Genomic DNA, 17,837 nt, shown 5'->3' with positions numbered 1-17,837 from the left:
ATAAAATAGGTCTTTGCGCTATAATTAGGTTTTACAACAATATTTTAACGAAAACTGATAATAATAAGAGCGTTATTTAGGCGAGCTATTTTTATAACCGACTAACATTTCGCGTTTTTTTCCATAACCTTTATATTTTTGTACATTAAAGCCTGCATTGATTAAATTTCGTCTTACTTGACCTGCTGCGGTAAAGGTCGAAAACGTTCCTTTACTCGCGGTTCGTTGATATAATTTAGTAAACAGATCCGTTGACCACATATCAGGATTTTTGTCTGGAGAAAAACCATCAAAAAACCAAGCGTTAACCAATAAATTAAAGCATATTAAATGATCCGCAAATTGGCTAATATCGCCGAATACAACATTTAATATTACATCGCCAAATTGATAATATTGACAAGGCCATTGTTTTTCTAGTTGTTTGGCTAGATTAATTAGCTGTTGATCATCAAAAATAGCTTGATGGATCAACACTAATTCCGTTTTTTGCAATGGGTATTTTTCAATACTAATAAATTTTAGTTGTTTTAACGGATGATCTGGATTTTGTTGTCGAAAGAGGGCAAATTGTTGCCAAGCAATTATAAAGTTAAGTCCAGATCCAAAGCCTGTTTCGCCGATTGTAAAGATTGATTGAGTATGCGCTAAAAAGCGTTCATTTAATTTATTGGCTTCAATAAATACATAGCGCGTTTCAGCAATTGCCCCTTCACTATTAAAGTAAACATCATTAAAGTGGGTAGACATTGGCGTTGTGCTATCGAACCAAACAATATTATTTGTCTTCATTTATCTGTTTCTCTAATTGGTATAGTTGCATATAATAGCTTACAATAATTTGAGAGGTAAATTATGATTTTTGTTTTTAGATTAATTATGGGTGTGATTTTAGGGATTTTGATTTGTCTTGTTGGGGTTATTTTTTGCCTATTTAATCCTCGTAATCCTAAAAATGTCGCGAAATTTGCGCATATATTTAGTGTCACGTTTAGGGCTTTATTTGGTGTGAAAGTGATAACTCGTGAATACAAAGATATTAAAAGCCTTGGTAGCTGTGTATTTATTGCTAATCACCAAAATAATTATGATATTTTAGTTGCCGGGCAAATTGTTCAGTCAGGAACGGTAACTGTTGGTAAAAAAAGTTTAGTATGGATCCCTTTTTTTGGGCCTCTTTACTGGTTAACGGGTAATATTTTACTTGATCGTGATAATAAATCTAAAGCGCGTGATACATTAACGTTCGTCGTTAATGAAATAAAAAAGAAAAGCCTTTCTATTTGGATGTTTCCTGAAGGTACGCGCAGTCATGGCCGTGGCTTATTACCCTTTAAAACTGGTGCATTTCGCACCGCAATTGCCGCTAACGTGCCGATCGTCCCGATTTGTATTTCTAATACCAATAAAATTAATCTAAATCGTTGGAATAACGGCTATATGATAACCGAGATGCTTGAGCCTATTGATACATCAAATATGAAAAAAGAAGATGCGAAAGCGCTAATGGAGCGCTGTTATCAAATGATGTCAGATAAAATAAAGCAGCTAGATCAAGAAGCCGCTGAACGAAATAATCACAAATCATGAGTATCAATACTGACCGTAATTTTGATGATATTACAAGTAAGTTTGCCAAAAATATTTATGGTACAACCAAAGGTAAGATCCGAGAAGTTATTATTTGGCAAGATATCGAAACGATTTTGCATGACTTTCCATCATCACAAAAATTAAAAATATTAGATGCTGGTGGCGGGCAAGGGCAAATAGCGTGTAAACTGGCAAAATTAGGCCATGATGTCACGATTTGTGATATTTCACAGCAGATGTTAGAGGTCGCAAAAATAGAGGCGCAGGCAAATGGTGTTGATTTAAATTATCGTCATTGCGCCGTTCAAGACTTAAGCCATGATTTATCAGCGAGTTTTGATATTGTGATTTGTCATGCGGTATTAGAGTGGGTTGTTGATGGCCCTGACTTTTTATCATCACTAAAAACACTACTTAAGCCAAATGGCGTTTTATCACTGATGTTTTATAACTACCATGGGTTACTATTTAGAACCGTCACATTAGCTAATTTTGGTTATGTGCAAGCTGGCTTAAATAAACGCAAAAAGAAAACATTATCACCTAATTATCCTAGAAACCCCGATGATGTTTATCATTGGCTTGGTGAACTCAATTTTAATATAATTAATAAAACAGGGATCCGAGTTTTCCACGATTATTTAGTTGATAAACAAAAGCAGCAAACTCGATTTGATGAATTACTTGAACTTGAAAAGCAGTTTTGTAGGCAAGAGCCTTATATTAATTTAGCTCGGTATATTCATGTAGTGGCTAAATGCCATTAATATCGTGTTGGTTTATCTTCTGGTCTATCTTTCGTTAAAGGCTATGAAAGTAACCAACAAATCGATATGATATTAACAAATTATTTTTAGTATAAAAGGTAAATATTATGATAGTTGTAACAGGCGGAGCAGGTTTTATTGGCAGTAATATCGTTAAGGGGCTAAATGCTCTAGGTCGCAGTGATATTTTAGTCGTTGATGATTTGACTAATGGTACTCAATTTACCAATCTTGTCGATCTCGATATTGCTGATTATATGGATAAAGATGAATTTATTTCGACACTGATTTCTGGCGAAGATTTAGACATTGAAGTTATTTTCCATGAAGGGGCATGCTCTTCAACTACCGAATGGAACGGTAAGTATATGATGGAAAATAATTATGATTATTCTAAAGACCTACTCCATTACTGTTTAGATTATAACATTCCCTTTATTTATGCTTCATCGGCAGCAACGTATGGCGGGCGTTCAGATAATTTCATTGAAGATAGGCAATTTGAAAAACCATTAAATGTCTATGGTTACTCGAAGTTTTTATTCGACCAATATGTTCGCCAGATTTTACCAAGCGCAAAATCACAAGTTTGTGGATTTCGTTACTTTAATGTGTATGGGCCAAGAGAGCAGCATAAAGGCAGCATGGCAAGCGTCGCGTTTCATCTTAATACACAAATTAGTCAAGGCGAGAAACCTAAACTTTTTGAAGGTAGTGATAACTTTAAGCGCGATTTTATCTATGTTGATGACGTGGTTGCAGTTAATTTATGGTTTTGGCAAAATAAAAAATCAGGTATTTATAACTGTGGTACCGGCCGCGCTGAATCATTCCAAGCGGTTGCTGATGCGGTGCTTGCCTATCATCAACATGGCGAAATAGAATATATCCCATTTCCTGACAATCTAAAAGGGCGCTACCAAGCATTTACCCAAGCCGATTTAACCAAATTTAGACAAACGGGTTGCCCAATTGAATTTAAAACCGTTGCGCAAGGTACGGCTGAATATATGCACTGCCTAAATGCTAAATAAGTTTGTCAGATAATTGTTGAGAACCTGTATGAAAACGTTAATTATTGGGCCGTCTTGGGTGGGTGATATGATGATGTCACAAAGCCTTTATCGGACAATGAAAACACTAAACCCAGAAATCGAAATTGACGTGATGGCGCCGGCATGGTGCAGGGCGCTACTCAATAAGATGCCTGAAGTGAGTAAAGCTATTTCGATGCCAATAGGTCATGGAAAACTTGCATTACGTGAGCGCTACCAACTCGGTAAATCGTTACGTAACGATAATTATGATCAGGCGATAGTTTTACCTAACTCATTAAAATCGGCATTAATTCCATTTTTTGCTGGCATTCCTAAACGAACAGGTTGGAAAGGTGAACAGCGTTATGGTTTATTAAATGACATTCGCACCCTTGATAAACAAGCTTTTCCATTAATGGTTGAGCGCTATATTGCTTTAGCTTATCCAAAAAATAGCGTCGCGTCAGCGGCTGATTTACAAAAACCGTTACTGTATCCAAAGCTAATAGTTGAAACGCAAGATGCAATTAAAACTAAAAGTGAGTTTAATTTACAAGATCAAACCTCGTTAATTGGTTTTTGCCCAGGCGCTGAATTTGGGCCAGCTAAACGTTGGCCTGATTATCATTATGCAAAACTCGCTGATATGTTAGTCAAACAAGGGGCTAAAATTGTTATTTTTGGTTCAAATAACGATAAGCAAGTTGGTGATGCGATAATAAATCAGATGGCATTTCCTGATAAATGTATTAACTTAGCGGGAGCGACATCTTTGCAGCAAGCAGTTAATTTAATTGCTGGCTGTAAAGCGGTTATATCTAATGATTCTGGCCTTATGCATATTGCAGCAGCGCTAGGTCGCCCACTCGTTGCGCTTTATGGGCCAAGTAGCCCTGATTTTACGCCGCCGTTATCTGACCAAGCCGTTATTATTCGCTTAATTAGTGGTTATCACAAAGTGCGCAGGGGAGATAGTCAAGAAGGCTATCATCAAAGTTTAATTGATATAAAACCTGAGTGTGTTTTTGAAAAATTGATGACTTTGCTTCATCAGCCGCAGGCGGACTTACAATCATGACTAAGCGCGTTTTAATCGTCAAAACCTCATCAATGGGTGATGTTTTACATACATTACCGGCATTAACTGATGCAAGTAATGCAGTAAAAGATATTCGTTTTGATTGGGTCGTTGAAGAAAACTTTGCCCAGATCCCAAGTTGGCATTTTGCCGTCGACCAAGTGATCCCAGTCGCGATAAGGCGCTGGCGTAAAAGCTGGTTTTCAAGCGATACTCGAGCCGAGCGAAAACGATTTATTGACCAGTTGCAGTTACAACAATATGACGCCGTGATTGATGCGCAAGGCTTAATTAAAAGTGCTTTTCTTATTACACGTAAAGCGCGAGGCATTAAACATGGTTTAGATAAAAAAAGTGCAAGAGAACCGATTGCCAGTTGGTTTTATGATGTGAAACATTTTGTGGCTAAAGATTGCCATGCCGTTGAACGCGTGCGCAAGCTTTTTGCCGAAAGCTTAAATTATTCTTTACCTAAAGAAATAGGTGATTATGCGATAGCAAACCATTTTTTATCGGTTCTACCAAAAGATAATCAGCAATATTTAGTTTTTTTGCATTCAACAACTCGCGATGATAAACATTGGACTGAAGATGAGTGGCGTGCATTAATTAAGCTTATTGAGCCTATCGGGTATAAAATCAAGTTACCTTGGGGCAGTGCCCATGAATATGAGCGCTCTCTTCGATTAGCAAAAGCATTTTCTCATGTAGAAGTCTTGCCTAAATCATCATTAGCCGAGATCGCAACAATTTTAGCTGGTGCTAAAGCAGTTGTATCGGTCGATACGGGTTTAAGCCACTTAACTGCGGCATTAGATAGACCTAATATTACACTTTATGGGCCAACTGATCCTAAATTAATCGGCGGTTATGGACTAAATCAAAATAGCCTTATTTCACCCCAAAAAAGTATGCAAACTATTTTAGCCACCGAGGTATATGAAAAATTAGCCTTGATTATTTGATAATTGAATTTTATAACTATTCTATTGGTGAATAAACAGATGAATTTAGACAAAAGCAGGCTTAAGACATTAAGAGTTAAATACCCTGATTGGCAAGGTGGCAATAATCCCGTTTATTATTTTGGCGCTGAGCTGCTTTCATTGTTATTACCAAAAAATACCAATCAAAAAGAAATAACGATCAATATTCAAAAACCAGATAATGGTGAGCTTCAAATTGAAGATGGTATAACGGGTCGGCATATCATAAAAAATAATATTGAATTAGCCAAACAAGCAATTGAAAAAGAAAACCCAGATAAAATTATAACAATAGGCGGTGATTGCTTAGTATCACAAGCGCCATTCGATTATTTACATGGAAAATATCAAGAACAGCTAGGGATCATTTGGATTGATTCTCATCCCGATATTTCAAATCCTGATATTTTTTATAATTCGCACGCCATGGTGCTAGCTAACTTATTGCATCAGGGCGATAAAGCATTATCAGGCTTAGTTAATAATCCATTTAAATCAAATCAGATTTTATACTTAGGGCTACAAGAGCCCACGCAAGATGAAAAAACAATTTTAGAAAAATTAAACATTAATTATCAAGATAGCCGGCAAGAAAACATCACGCATACTCAAATTAGCGATTGGATAGCCGTTAATAACTTTAAAAAAATAGCGATCCATTTAGATTTAGATGTTTTAGATCCGAAAGCATTTCATTCATTATATTTTAATGATCCTAATTTAACATCGATTCCAGACAATGCTGCAGTGGGTAAAATGGGCCTTGAGCAATTGATAAATTACCTTGTGGCTATTTTTAATACAACCGATGTAGTTGGTTTTAGTATTGCTGAATATCTACCTTGGGATGCTTATTATCTTAAAAATCTTTTCCGAAAATTAGCTATATTTAATGAATAATGGCTACCTTTAAAACTAACCGCTTAATTTTTAACGCTATCATCGATAAGATAATAATTTGAATTGATGATCGATTTTTTGATTGAAAAGGCATGTTAACAGGGCGAAAGTTAACAAAATTTAGTGATTTTTAAGGCCGACAAAGAATGACTATTTTTAGTAATATCAAATGTATTATGGTCGGTTTCTTTTAAGTTACAACACTCAAGATAGTCGATTCTTAGGCAGTTATCGGCACCGCAGAATCGTTTTTGCCATGCCGATTATAACAAGCCTAAATAGCTTGTTGTTCTAATGTTATGCTTATGGTTCAGTTAAGGTGTAAATACATCGAGTTCTTTCACCTTATTTTTGATTGTCCGTGACTTAAAGCGATCTACGGTCATTTTGTTTTTAGCGATAAGCTCATCTAACGATTCATTGGTATAAATTATCTTGCCATCTTCTTTGAGAATTTTCCCTTGAACCATAACCAGTTCGATGTTTGCTGGTGTTGCATTCATTGGGATCTGCGCTACTTCATCAAAATTTACCGCCATATTCGTTGATCTAGGATCAATAATAATGAGATCTGCCGCCTTACCTTTTTCTAACGTACCAGTAAGCTGGTTTAAACCTAGTACCTTTGCTCCTTCACTTGTTGCCAATAATACAACTTCATTGTAATTTGGGTATATAAGTGCAGATTCATGCAGAGCGCGTTGTAGTCCAACTGTTGTTTTCATCAGGCTAAAAAAGTCCGCACTATCATTTGTGCCGCCATCTAAGCCTAGGCCAATTACTAAACCAGCATTAGACAGTTTTTCAAGAGGCATGATCCCGGTTGCAAGTCGCATGTTGCTTAACGGATTATGGCTAATACGTGCTTTATAATCGACCATATTTTTTATTTCATCATCATCAACGTGTATCACATGGTTTAAGATCAGTGGGCGGGAAAATACTTCAGTTTCGAGCATTGTCTTTGTCTGCTCATGTTTTTTATCCAGAGCACTTTCAGCATAGTGGAAATTTAAGGGAACATCCATTTTTCGAGAAAGCTGCACTAAATCAGCCATTGAGTTTTTGAGAAGGTTGGCTGGATGGCCACATATCATAAATGAACCTAACGGATCTTCATCTACCATCCCTTTGATTTTATAAGCATTAGTTTCAAGATCTGTATTATTGTTGGGATAAAAACCAAAAACATAGCGAAGCCCTGATTGCTGAAGCGCCTCAAGCCCTCCGTATGCCTGCCCCTCAGAAAAAGAATGATTCCAGTCCATGACGGTTGTGATACCCGTATTAATTAAATCGTAAGTCGCCAAGCGAACTGCTGCAAATCCTTCTTCATGGGTTATGTCTTGCTGAACAATATCGCAGTCAGACAGCCAATCGAAAAGTTCTTGATTGTTTCCGCATCCCCGAATGGTGACTTGCCAAAGATGGTCATGTGTATCGACAAAGCCAGGTTGCACGATTTTTCCGGTCGCATCGATAACTTTGTCAGCGGCGCCGCTATTTAGGTTGCTACCTATTGCTTTTATTTTACCATCTTCAATAAAAATATCTTGATTGTGTAGTACTTCTGCTTTTCGATCAGCCGTAGGCTGCCCGGTAATAAGTGTCTGAATATTTTTGATAAGTACAGACTGGGAAAATGCGGTATTTGACAGCAATAATCCCAAAGTCAGCGCAGTCAACTTGCCATATGTTTTTTTCATAGCTTAACTCCCTTTTTGATATTTTTCGAATTGATGATTATTTTATATAAACCAATAGAGTTTCTTGTGTGGCTCGAATAGCGATTAACTAAATTAGTTTTTAGGCCTGATTATATGGCCTACTAAATTTGGCAAACAAAGGGCCAGTCAATCAAGCTCCAAAAACTTATTCATTGGGGATACGAGAAAAAACTGACGATACTAATACTCGGTACAGCAGGGCTGTTGTAATCAAAATTTAACTTTAGATATAATTAAGTTCTGGTTAACGTGTGAATTTTGATTCTATACCCGCAAGGGGTGAATGTCTATGATGAATAATATGGTAAATATTTATTTTGAGGTGATTATGATAGATAAATTCTAGGCCGAACTTTCATTAAAAATGGGAGGATTGCCCTAAGAAGTGTCATTATAGAATATAAGTTTTTTTTGTATAATAAGATTTAATATTAAATGGCACACCAGATGACATACTGGAATTTAATTGTTTATGATAATGGCTGGGGTATGAGGATTCGAACCTCAGAATGGCGGAATCAGAATCCGCTGCCTTACCGCTTGGCTATACCCCAAAATAAAGGCAAGTAATTTTTAGTAAAGTAGGTGGTGATTGTTAAGTATATATAATTTAGATTATACAATATGAATTTTTTGCATCGACTAATTAAGTCATAATCTTTAGTGAAGTTTCATTTACAATTTGATAATGACGTTATATTCGTTTTGCTAACTGCTAATAATTAGCAAGATGGCTGGGGTACCAGGATTCGAACCTGGGATGACGGGATCAAAACCCGCTGCCTTACCGCTTGGCTATACCCCAATGGTATAAGATTATTAAGATTAAAATGGTGCGGGTGGAGAGACTTGAACTCACACGCCTCGCGGCGCCAGAACCTAAATCTGGTGCGTCTACCAATTTCGCCACACCCGCACTGATACTTCTTTAATCTTAATGGTGGCTACGACGGGATTCGAACCTGTGACCCCATCATTATGAGTGATGTGCTCTAACCAACTGAGCTACGTAGCCATTCATTCGCAACGTCGTAACTAACACTGCGAGGCGCATTATGCTTGTCTTAAGTTAAATCGTCAACTACTTTTTTATGATATTTTAAATTTTTTTATCGATTGTTTATGATGTAATCAAATATTAGTTATTTTCCATTCATTGATCGCATTTGTTCGCCTACGCGCTAATTCATCTTGAATTTCTCTACCTTTAAATCCTGCCTCAATGATATCGTTTATCACAACTGATTTCGCTATTAAATATCCTTTTTGTAAATATTTTGCTTGAGGATAGGGCCTATTTTCAAAGCCTTGCCTGCCTCTTAAGTCAGCTGTACTAGTTAAAATTAATTTTTCAAGGTTTTCAGGACTGCGCCATACATCAATGCCATTAAGGAGTGAAACCAGGGCTGTAGCGGATAATTCAGTAATATGATGAACTTCATCATGATAACGGCACATTAAACTGGCAATTTTTTGATAGTGATTGGGAATTTTTAATCTTGTGCATAATTGATGGACTAGCGGGATCCCTTTTTCACCATGACCTTGATGATGTGGCCATTGTTCTTTAGGTGTCAATGCTTTGCCAAAATCGTGGCATAATACGGCAAATCGCACCGTTAAATCATCAGTCAGTAGCGCTGCTTGTTTTAATGCGAGAAGGGTATGGACACCTGAGTCAATTTCGGGATGCCATTTTGGCGGCTGTGGAATGCCAAACAGGTCATTTAATTCAGGAAAGAGGATCGCTAAAGCGCGACACGATCTTAAAACCTCAAAAAACACTTGTGGGTTTTGCGTGCTTAGCGCCTTTTCAGTCTCTTTCCAAACTCTTTCAGCTGTTAGGTGATTAATTTCGCCCGCTTTGACAATATCCGTCATCAGCTCCAGTGTTTTTGGTGCGATGGTAAAGCCTAAATGATGATAACGAGCGGCAAACCTTGCAACTCGAAGTACACGAAGTGGATCTTCTTTAAAAGCAGGCGAAACATGCCTTAATATACGATTATGCAGATCATTAATGCCGCCATAGGGATCAATTAAGTTACGATCTTCATCCATGGCAATGGCGTTAATGGTTAAATCTCGGCGCTGTAAATCTTGTTCCAAGGTAATATCTTCATTAAAATCGCAGATAAATCCGGTATAGCCTTGTCCTGATTTTCGCTCAGTGCGCGCTAAAGCGTACTCTTCTTTGGTTTTTGGATGAAGAAAAACAGGAAAATCTTTTCCTACTTGCGCATATCCAAGATCTAAAAGCTCTTGTGGCTTTGCTCCAACGATAACCCAGTCAGAATCAATAATAGCAATATTGAGTAGGGTATCTCTAACTGCGCCACCAACAAGATACTTTTTCATCGAGTTAATTCATCCAACGATCTTTCTTACGGCTACGGGGAATAATAAAAGGTAATAACAAACCAATAATTAAGCCAATACCTGCAACTAAGCCACCACGTAAAAACCAGCTAAGAATTAAACTTTGTCTTTTCTCATCTAATTGATTATTCATTGACTCAATTTGTGATAATTGTTCATTAGACTGCGTTTTTAACTCGCTGTTAGTTTTATCTAAATCGGCAATTTTTTGATTCGCAAGTGTTAATTGATTCGTGTAATTATCGATTAGTGCTTGTTTATCTTGAGTCGCATTATCTGCTTTATCTTTTAAAATTGTTAATTCTTGTTCAAGTGCTGGAACTCTTTCTTTTAGACTTGGCAGATTTGATAAAAATTCTGATTCAATCCAAGAAACACGATTTTTATCGTCCTTAATACGCGTATATTTACCGTCACTGCTGGTTTCTAAAACAGACACTTGCTCGCCGGCTTTTAATGTTCCTGTTATTCCATACTGAGGTCCTGGTCCACGCCTTAAATATACAGAAAGATCATCTGTAATATATTTATCAGCTGCAAACGCAGAAGATGTCATTAGTGTTGGTAAAATAAAGGAAAGCATTAATGCTATTAATAAATTCTTTTTATACATAAGGTTATTTCTTTCTATTTGATCGTTGAAGGTTCATGCCATTATACCATAAAAATATTCTATGATAGAGTTTGTTGTAAGATAGTATAAGAATCTATTCTCAATAATCGATAAATTTGCTATCTTAAAGCAAATTTTGACTTAAAGATTGTTATTTATGCCAACGTTAGACAAACACCAAAATAGCCCTAGTTTCAGTCATATAAATGCGCAAGGTCAAGCTCATATGGTTGATGTAACCGCTAAGGCAGAAACTGCGCGTGAAGCGGTCGCTGAAGCCTTTGTGCAGATGCACCCAGACACATTAGCGATGATTGTTGCCGGTAAACATCATAAAGGTGATGTATTTGCAACAGCAAGAATTGCCGGGATCCAAGCGGCTAAACGTACTTGGGAGTTAATTCCGCTTTGTCATCCGCTATTATTAACTAAGATCGAAATTAGTATTGAACCTGATGTTAAAAATTCACAAGTTAGAATAGAATCGCTTTGCAAATTGAAAGGTCAAACTGGCGTTGAGATGGAAGCACTCGTTGCAGCATCAACGGCTGCCTTAACTATTTATGATATGTGTAAAGCAGTACAAAAAGATATGGTTATCTCGCAAGTTCGGCTGTTAGCTAAAAAAGGCGGTAAATCAGGTGATTTTAAGGCTGACAATGATTAAGATATTATTTTTTGCCCAAACTAGAGAATTAGTCGGCACGGCCTGTTTAGAATTAGAGGCAAGTGCGATTACCATTGCTGATTTAATTAATCATTTAAGCTTAAAAGGTGATAACTGGCATTATGCATTAAAAGAAAAGACGCCACTTTGCGCCGTAAATAAGCAATTGGTTGATGATTCTCACGTTATTGGTGCTAATGATGAAATCGCGTTTTTCCCTCCAGTTACCGGTGGTTAGTAAAATGAATAACAGTAAAAGTATTGTGATTGTTAGTGAAAATGACATTAAGATTGATAAATATTATCAGTGGTTATCGCAATCACCTGAAGATGGCGCCATTGTCACTTTTACTGGAAAAGTCAGATCATTATCAAACGAGGTCTCTTCATTATATTTAGAGCACTATCAAGGTATGACTGAAAAAGTATTAGACAAAATTATCGATAAAGCGAGAACTCGCTGGCAGCTTAACCGCATTGTTGTTATTCACCGCATTGGTGAGATGGTTGCGAATGAAAATATTGTCTATGTTGGTGTTAGTAGTGCGCATCGTAAGGATTCATTTGCTGCAGCGGAATTTATTATGGACGTTTTAAAAAATGACGCGCCATTTTGGAAAAAAGAACTGACAGCGACCGGTAATAATTGGGTCGAAGCGAAAAAATCTGATAAAGATGCCTTGAAAAAATGGTATTAAGATACTATTTAGATATAATAAACAAATGTTGTACATCATTTTATAAAAAGAGGATATTAAATGAATAATTATTCCCCTAATAGCTCGATTATTGAGCAGTCAGGTAGCCGAGTTCAAACTTATATGAGTCATGTTTATGGATGGATGACCGTTGGCCTTGCTTTAACTGGGCTAGTTGCGTGGTTTGCATCAAATAATGAGTCAGTTTTTAGATTGCTGTTTAGCCAAGATGCTCGTGGTTATTGGACCTTAAGTGTTTTTTCATGGATTTTAATTGCCGCGCAATTAGGATTAGTTTTTGTCTTATCAGGCATGATAAATCGCTTATCTGGTAGCGCTGCGACAACGATATTTATGCTCTATTCAGCACTAAGTGGCTTAACATTAAGTTCGATTTTTCTTGCATATACTGCTTCATCAATCGTTAGTGTATTTTTTATCACGGCTGGAATGTTTGCCGCATTAGCATTTTATGGTTATACCACAAAACGTGATTTATCTGGATTAGGTCGCTTCCTATTCATGGGTTTAATCGGTATTGTGATTGCATCGCTTGTTAATATCTTCATGCAAAGTGCGCCATTAATGTGGGCAATTACTTACATTGGTGTATTTGTTTTTGCTGGCTTAACTGCTTATGACACACAAAAATTAAAAGCCTTTGGTGAACAATTATCAACTGATGATCCAAATGCATTTAGACGTTATGCGATTTTTGGTGCATTAACGCTTTATCTTGATTTTATTAACTTATTCTTAATGTTACTAAGAATTTTAGGTGATCGTCGATAATTATCGATAGCTGAAAAATAAAAAGGGCCGTAAGGCCCTTTTTAGTATTTGTTATAAAATAACGAGAGTAACCACTAAATTAATTGCCTAACGCTTTATCTGCTTGGCTATTTTCAATCAACTCAATTTTATAACCATCAGGATCTTCGACAAATGCAATAATAGTTGAGCCACCTTTGACTGGGCCAGCTTCTCGAGTCACTTTCCCGCCCGCTTGTTTGATTATTTGGCAGGTATTTGCAACATCATCAACACCAATTGCAATATGACCAAAGGCATTGCCATGATCATAGCTATCTGTTCCCCAGTTGTAAGTTAGCTCTATCACTGATGCTTTACTTTCATCATCATAGCCAACAAAAGCCAATGAATATTTATATTCAGTGTTCTCACTGGTTCTAAGCAATTTCATTCCCATTGTTTTAGTATAAAAATCGATTGATTGCTGTAAATTTCCAACCCGGATCATGGTATGTAATATTCGCATTTTTTATCCTTTTGCTATTTAACGTGACTTAACGTGGTGATGCGTTAACTTGTTTTCCATTGGTAACGAGGCGAACTTGTTGGCCTACTTGAAATTCACCTTGTTCAGCTTTTTGTACGATGACAATTGATGAGCCATTTGCTTGACGAATTTCAAGCTCTACGGCGTTGGTTTGACTAACTGCATTTTCGATTTCACTGCCCACTATCGCGCCACCAATTGCGCCGCCAGCGGTAGCTAATTTATTACCCGCGCCACCACCAATTGTATTACCTAAAAAGCCACCTAAGATAGCGCCGCCAATCGTGCCAATAATACTATTTGATGAATCATTTGAAGCATTGGTCTGTATTTTTACTGCACGCACTGATAAAACCGTACCATAACTAACATTTTGAACTTGCTTAGCTTGATTTGCGGTATATACGTTACCAGAATAGATATCACTATTTTGACATCCCACAAGTAATATCGTTAAACATGCTAATACCGTAATCTTTTTCATAAATTTCATCCCCTATGATGGCTAATTCTGTTATTTTCAAGAACTCAATAACATATTAATTAAGCTGATTGTTGGATATTTTATCAAATCTTAGCTAATAATATCGTTTTTTTATCGTAAAAATTAATGAATAGGCATTTATAGATAAAAAATGTTTATTTATTAATAAGTTACCGCTATCAAATTGATATAAGAGGCCTATGGCTAAGCTGAACAGGTTTTTATTATTTTCATAATTAGTGATACAATTCGTGTAACGAAAAAAGTGTATCAAACAATAGCAACAGTTATAAATATTGGTCTATTTTAAAGGGTAAATATTTTTTAACGGATCTATTTTAGTTATGTGTAATAATTTTCTGATTACTTCCACTTTCAATATAGGGGAGTGTGATATAAGAAGTTCAGTAAATTAAATTATGTAGTTGTTTTATTTATTTTTAGTTAGGACAGGAATATAGCATGAAGACAATCGAAATTGATGACGAATTATATCAGTATATAGCAGGGCAAACTCAGCATATTGGTGAAAGTGCGTCGAGCATATTACGCCGTTTACTTGCTATTGAAACTAAAGAATTAGTGATTAAGCCGTCAAATCAATTAGCGGATATTTCAACGTTAGTTAAGTTGGTTTATAGCGATAATTTTCTTGCAGAAAAAAAACTTGTTAATCGTTTTATCTCTATTCTTTCGACGTTATACCTTTGTAATAAAAGCTTATTCTCTGTTGCCGCGGCGTCTTTACATGGCAGTAAACGACGCTATTTAGCAAAAAATGAAGAGACATTATTGCGTTCAGGTAATAATACTAAACCTAAGCTAATTCCTGATACACCTTATATGGTTATCACTAACAGTAATACCGCTCGAAAAATTTATATTATTGAGTCATTGATGCAAAATATGGCAATATCGACTCACATCATTGAGCAAGTTACTAAGCAGTTTGTTACAAAATAACCTTATTAATGCAAAGGATATCACGCGGATGATAAATTCAAGAGCAGGGCAATTAGCCCAGCCAAAAGATCTTATTAATATTGATGCTTTATTAAATAACTATTATGCCATCGAACCTGACAATGAAGATCCTAGCCAACTTGTAATATTTGGTACATCAGGACATCGCGGTAGTGCAAATAAAGGAACATTTAATCAGTTGCATATTCTTGCAATTGCGCAGGCTGTTGCTGATTATCGTAAATCACAAAATATTACAGGCCCTTGTTTTATCGGTAAAGACACACATGCATTGTCAGAGCCAGCACTAAAAACCGTGCTTGAAGTTTTTGCTGCAAATCAAATTACGAGCATTATTGCTACCGATTGGGGATATACTCCAACACCGGCTATTTCTCATGCAATTATTAATTATAATCAAAAACATAAAAATTTGGCTGATGGTATAGTCATCACACCTTCGCATAACCCACCGGAAGATGGCGGGATAAAATATAATATTATAAATGGTGGGCCTGCTGATACGGCGGCAACAACGGCGATTGAAAATAGAGCCAATGAGTTATTAAAAAACAATTTAGTCGGCGTTAAACGAATAACGTTATCACAGGCAATGAATTCTGGCTTTATTCATACTAAAGAATATGAAATTGATTATATTGAAGATTTAACTCATATTATTGATTTTGATGTGATCGCAAGTGAAGGACTTAATATTGGCGTCGATCCACTTGGTGGCGCGGGGATCGCTTATTGGCCAAGAATAGCTGAAAAATATAAATTAAATCTGAATATTGTTAATGACAAAATTGATCCAACCTTTAGTTTTATGCATTTAGATCACGATAGCATCATTAGAATGGACTGTTCAAGTGCAGATGCGATGGCTGGTTTATTACAATTAAAAGATAAATTTGATTTAGCATTTGGTAATGATACTGATTTTGATAGGCATGGCATTGTTACGCCCGCAGGGCTTATGAAACCTAATGCTTACTTAGCAACTTGTGTTAACTACTTATTCAAGCATCGCCCTAATTGGAATAGTCACTGCTTGATTGGTAAAACATTAGTTACTAGCTCAATTGTTGATAGGATTTCGGCTAATTTACAGCGAACATTATTAGAATTCCCCGTCGGCTTTAAGTGGTATGGCGAAGGGCTATTTAACGGTTCAATTGGATTTGCTGGCGAAGAAAGTGCGGGCGCTTCTTTTTTAAGGAAAAATGGTCAAGTTTGGTCTACCGATAAAGATGGCATAATTCTCTGTTTACTTGCTGCTGAAATGACGGCGAAAATTGGTAAAAATCCTCAACAGCAATACGATTTTCTTGAACATGAATTTGGTCAATCTTATTACGGCCGAATTCAAGCTCCAGCCAGTTTTATTGAAAAGCAAAAATTAGCTAAACTTGATGCTAATCAATTGACTACTGATTCCCTCGCGGGCGAAAAAATCGAACAATGCCTAACTAAAGCGCCGGCAAATGATGCGGCAATTGGTGGCTTAAAAGTGGTGACTAAAAATGGTTGGTTTGCCGCTCGGCCATCAGGAACTGAAGATGCTTATAAAATCTATGCTGAGAGCTTTATTAGCAACGAGCATTTAGATCAGATCCAACAAGAAGCACAGCAATTAGTTACTAAAGCAATTAATTAGCTTAAGCTTTACATAAGCGAGTATATTTTACTCGCTTCTTGTCTTTAACTCGACAATGTTATTTGTTAATGATATAACTGTATTGATCTTTTAAGTATGTGTTTATAATGAAAAAATACAAGTGGTTATCTCGAAAATGAAAAAAAGAGTTATTGTTTATATTTTAATTGTGATCAGTGCAATCTATTTTAGTAATGTTAGCTTGGCTAAATTAACTAATCAGCAGATAAATTTATTACTAGAAAATGATGATATTCAAATTATTACGCCGTCCTCCACCGCAGTAAAAAAATCTACGCTTACCATAGACAAAAGCACTGATAATAGTCAGGGCAAAACGATTGCTGAGTACGATAAACAAGGGCTATTAATCAACTACTACTCCGCCTTCGCGACCGGCCACACGCTGGCAGAAAAAAGAACCATGATTATGACTTTAATGCGAACTGAAAACAATACATGGCGACGCAAACAGACCATGGGGAACTATCAAATAGACAACAGCATTTATGTTTTGAAAGATGATCATTTTCAAGTCACGTTACTTCCCTCACATAGTTTTGATGAAACACGTATGATGTTGCAAAAAAATGAAATGTTAGATAATGGTAAAAAATTGGCAGCTATTTTTAGCTATGACAAAGCATTATCAAAAGAAAAAATCAATATTGAATATCAATTTAACCAAGCTGGATTACTTAGTTCATTTGATTATTCAAATATTGACGGCAATGAAAATGGCTATACCTCAATTATTCAAGCTAATTTTGAATACGATGATCAGTTAAGATTAATTGGCAGCCGTGAAAATTCCCATTATCAATTTGTTAATGAAGCATCAGAAGATACACATAGTCAAGTTACTTATAGTAATTTTGATTTACATGGCAATTGGTTAACGAAAACAGAAAAATTTGACGGTGAAGAAGTGAGTTATAAACGCACTATTGAATATTGGTGATCCTATCTATTATTTTATTCATCT

19 protein-coding genes and 4 tRNA genes are annotated in these 17,837 nt (G+C 36.2%); 13 read left to right on the top strand and 10 right to left on the bottom strand.

Annotation, left to right across the window (positions count from 1 at the left end):
- Window positions 1-72 precede the first annotated feature (72 nt).
- Window positions 73-792: a tRNA (5-methylaminomethyl-2-thiouridine)(34)-methyltransferase MnmD gene (gene mnmD, locus RHO14_10900; GenBank protein ID WVD70857.1), complete on the bottom strand. Its 720-nt coding sequence runs from the start codon at window positions 790-792 to the stop codon at window positions 73-75.
- A 63-nt stretch (window positions 793-855) separates the two neighbouring features.
- Between mnmD and RHO14_10895 the strand changes: the two genes are divergently transcribed.
- From RHO14_10895 to RHO14_10870, 6 genes are all read left to right on the top strand, one after another.
- On the top strand, window positions 856-1,590 hold the full coding sequence (locus RHO14_10895) for a 1-acylglycerol-3-phosphate O-acyltransferase (GenBank protein ID WVD70856.1): 735 nt from the start codon (window positions 856-858) through the stop codon (window positions 1,588-1,590).
- Window positions 1,587-2,360, top strand: coding sequence for a tRNA uridine 5-oxyacetic acid(34) methyltransferase CmoM (cmoM, locus tag RHO14_10890; protein WVD70855.1), 774 nt, complete (start codon window positions 1,587-1,589; stop codon window positions 2,358-2,360). Before RHO14_10895 ends, cmoM begins: the two co-directional genes overlap by 4 nt.
- A 107-nt stretch (window positions 2,361-2,467) precedes the next feature.
- Complete coding sequence (gene rfaD / locus RHO14_10885; protein ID WVD70854.1) at window positions 2,468-3,394, top strand: ADP-glyceromanno-heptose 6-epimerase; 927 nt, start codon at window positions 2,468-2,470, stop codon at window positions 3,392-3,394.
- Window positions 3,395-3,422: 28 nt separating this feature from the next.
- Entirely contained in the window at window positions 3,423-4,475 is a 1,053-nt protein-coding gene (gene rfaF, locus RHO14_10880; GenBank protein WVD70853.1) for an ADP-heptose--LPS heptosyltransferase RfaF, read from the top strand.
- Complete coding sequence (rfaC, locus tag RHO14_10875) at window positions 4,472-5,440, top strand: lipopolysaccharide heptosyltransferase RfaC (GenBank protein WVD70852.1); 969 nt, start codon at window positions 4,472-4,474, stop codon at window positions 5,438-5,440. The genes rfaF and rfaC overlap by 4 nt, the downstream gene beginning before the upstream one ends.
- Before the next feature lie 39 nt (window positions 5,441-5,479).
- Window positions 5,480-6,361 carry an arginase family protein gene (locus RHO14_10870; GenBank protein WVD70851.1) on the top strand — a complete coding sequence of 294 codons (882 nt, stop codon included), beginning with the start codon at window positions 5,480-5,482 and terminating at the stop codon, window positions 6,359-6,361.
- A gap of 314 nt (window positions 6,362-6,675) precedes the next feature.
- Here the strand turns inward: RHO14_10870 and RHO14_10865 are convergent, their stop codons facing one another.
- From RHO14_10865 to RHO14_10835, 7 genes are all read right to left on the bottom strand, one after another.
- A complete protein-coding gene (locus RHO14_10865; protein WVD70850.1) occupies window positions 6,676-8,031 on the bottom strand; it encodes an amidohydrolase family protein in 1,356 nt (451 codons plus the stop codon).
- A 536-nt stretch (window positions 8,032-8,567) separates the two neighbouring features.
- Window positions 8,568-8,642: transfer RNA gene (locus RHO14_10860), tRNA-Gln, on the bottom strand.
- Window positions 8,643-8,819: 177 nt separating this feature from the next.
- Window positions 8,820-8,893 (bottom strand) — tRNA-Gln (locus RHO14_10855).
- 26 nt (window positions 8,894-8,919) lie between these two features.
- Window positions 8,920-9,004, bottom strand: a tRNA-Leu gene (locus tag RHO14_10850).
- A 22-nt stretch (window positions 9,005-9,026) separates the two neighbouring features.
- Window positions 9,027-9,103: transfer RNA gene (locus RHO14_10845), tRNA-Met, on the bottom strand.
- Between the two features lie 116 nt (window positions 9,104-9,219).
- Window positions 9,220-10,446, bottom strand: coding sequence for a multifunctional CCA addition/repair protein (locus tag RHO14_10840; GenBank protein ID WVD70849.1), 1,227 nt, complete (start codon window positions 10,444-10,446; stop codon window positions 9,220-9,222).
- Between the two features lie 4 nt (window positions 10,447-10,450).
- Complete coding sequence (locus RHO14_10835; protein WVD70848.1) at window positions 10,451-11,080, bottom strand: TIGR04211 family SH3 domain-containing protein; 630 nt, start codon at window positions 11,078-11,080, stop codon at window positions 10,451-10,453.
- A 157-nt stretch (window positions 11,081-11,237) separates the two neighbouring features.
- On the opposite strand from RHO14_10835, the gene moaC reads away from it, so the two are divergent.
- Genes moaC through RHO14_10815 form a run of 4 tightly spaced genes read left to right on the top strand, consistent with a single transcriptional unit; the run spans window position 11,238 to window position 13,237 of the window.
- Window positions 11,238-11,747, top strand: coding sequence for a cyclic pyranopterin monophosphate synthase MoaC (gene moaC / locus RHO14_10830; protein ID WVD70847.1), 510 nt, complete (start codon window positions 11,238-11,240; stop codon window positions 11,745-11,747).
- Window positions 11,740-11,985, top strand: coding sequence for a molybdopterin synthase sulfur carrier subunit (moaD, locus tag RHO14_10825; GenBank protein WVD70846.1), 246 nt, complete (start codon window positions 11,740-11,742; stop codon window positions 11,983-11,985). Before moaC ends, moaD begins: the two co-directional genes overlap by 8 nt.
- 4 nt (window positions 11,986-11,989) lie before the next feature.
- Window positions 11,990-12,445, top strand: coding sequence for a molybdopterin synthase catalytic subunit MoaE (gene moaE, locus RHO14_10820; GenBank protein ID WVD70845.1), 456 nt, complete (start codon window positions 11,990-11,992; stop codon window positions 12,443-12,445).
- Window positions 12,446-12,505: 60 nt separating this feature from the next.
- Window positions 12,506-13,237 (top strand): Bax inhibitor-1/YccA family protein, encoded by a 732-nt coding sequence (locus tag RHO14_10815; GenBank protein WVD70844.1) that lies wholly within the window; start codon window positions 12,506-12,508, stop codon window positions 13,235-13,237.
- 79 nt (window positions 13,238-13,316) lie between these two features.
- Here the strand turns inward: RHO14_10815 and gloA are convergent, their stop codons facing one another.
- Entirely contained in the window at window positions 13,317-13,724 is a 408-nt protein-coding gene (gloA, locus tag RHO14_10810) for a lactoylglutathione lyase (GenBank protein WVD70843.1), read from the bottom strand.
- Between the two features lie 28 nt (window positions 13,725-13,752).
- The gene (locus RHO14_10805) at window positions 13,753-14,229 is read right to left on the bottom strand and encodes a glycine zipper 2TM domain-containing protein (GenBank protein WVD70842.1); all 477 of its coding nucleotides are present in this window, start codon (window positions 14,227-14,229) and stop codon (window positions 13,753-13,755) included.
- Between the two features lie 462 nt (window positions 14,230-14,691).
- Here RHO14_10805 and RHO14_10800 point away from each other — a divergent pair, with 462 nt between their 5' ends.
- The 3 genes from RHO14_10800 to RHO14_10790 all read left to right on the top strand — a co-directional run bounded on the left by RHO14_10800 (window position 14,692) and on the right by RHO14_10790 (window position 17,813).
- Window positions 14,692-15,192, top strand: a complete 501-nt coding sequence (locus RHO14_10800; GenBank protein WVD70841.1) for a hypothetical protein — start codon at window positions 14,692-14,694, stop codon at window positions 15,190-15,192.
- 28 nt (window positions 15,193-15,220) lie between these two features.
- Entirely contained in the window at window positions 15,221-16,852 is a 1,632-nt protein-coding gene (gene pgm, locus RHO14_10795; protein WVD70840.1) for a phosphoglucomutase (alpha-D-glucose-1,6-bisphosphate-dependent), read from the top strand.
- Window positions 16,853-16,988: 136 nt separating this feature from the next.
- Window positions 16,989-17,813 carry a hypothetical protein gene (locus RHO14_10790; protein ID WVD70839.1) on the top strand — a complete coding sequence of 275 codons (825 nt, stop codon included), beginning with the start codon at window positions 16,989-16,991 and terminating at the stop codon, window positions 17,811-17,813.
- The last annotated feature ends 24 nt before the right edge of the window (window positions 17,814-17,837 follow it).

This window comes from Orbaceae bacterium lpD04, assembly GCA_036251935.1.
Classification (GTDB): domain Bacteria; phylum Pseudomonadota; class Gammaproteobacteria; order Enterobacterales; family Orbaceae; genus Orbus; species Orbus wheelerorum.
Note: the sequence above shows the minus strand (reverse complement) of the source record. Positions and strands in the feature narration are given on the sequence as shown.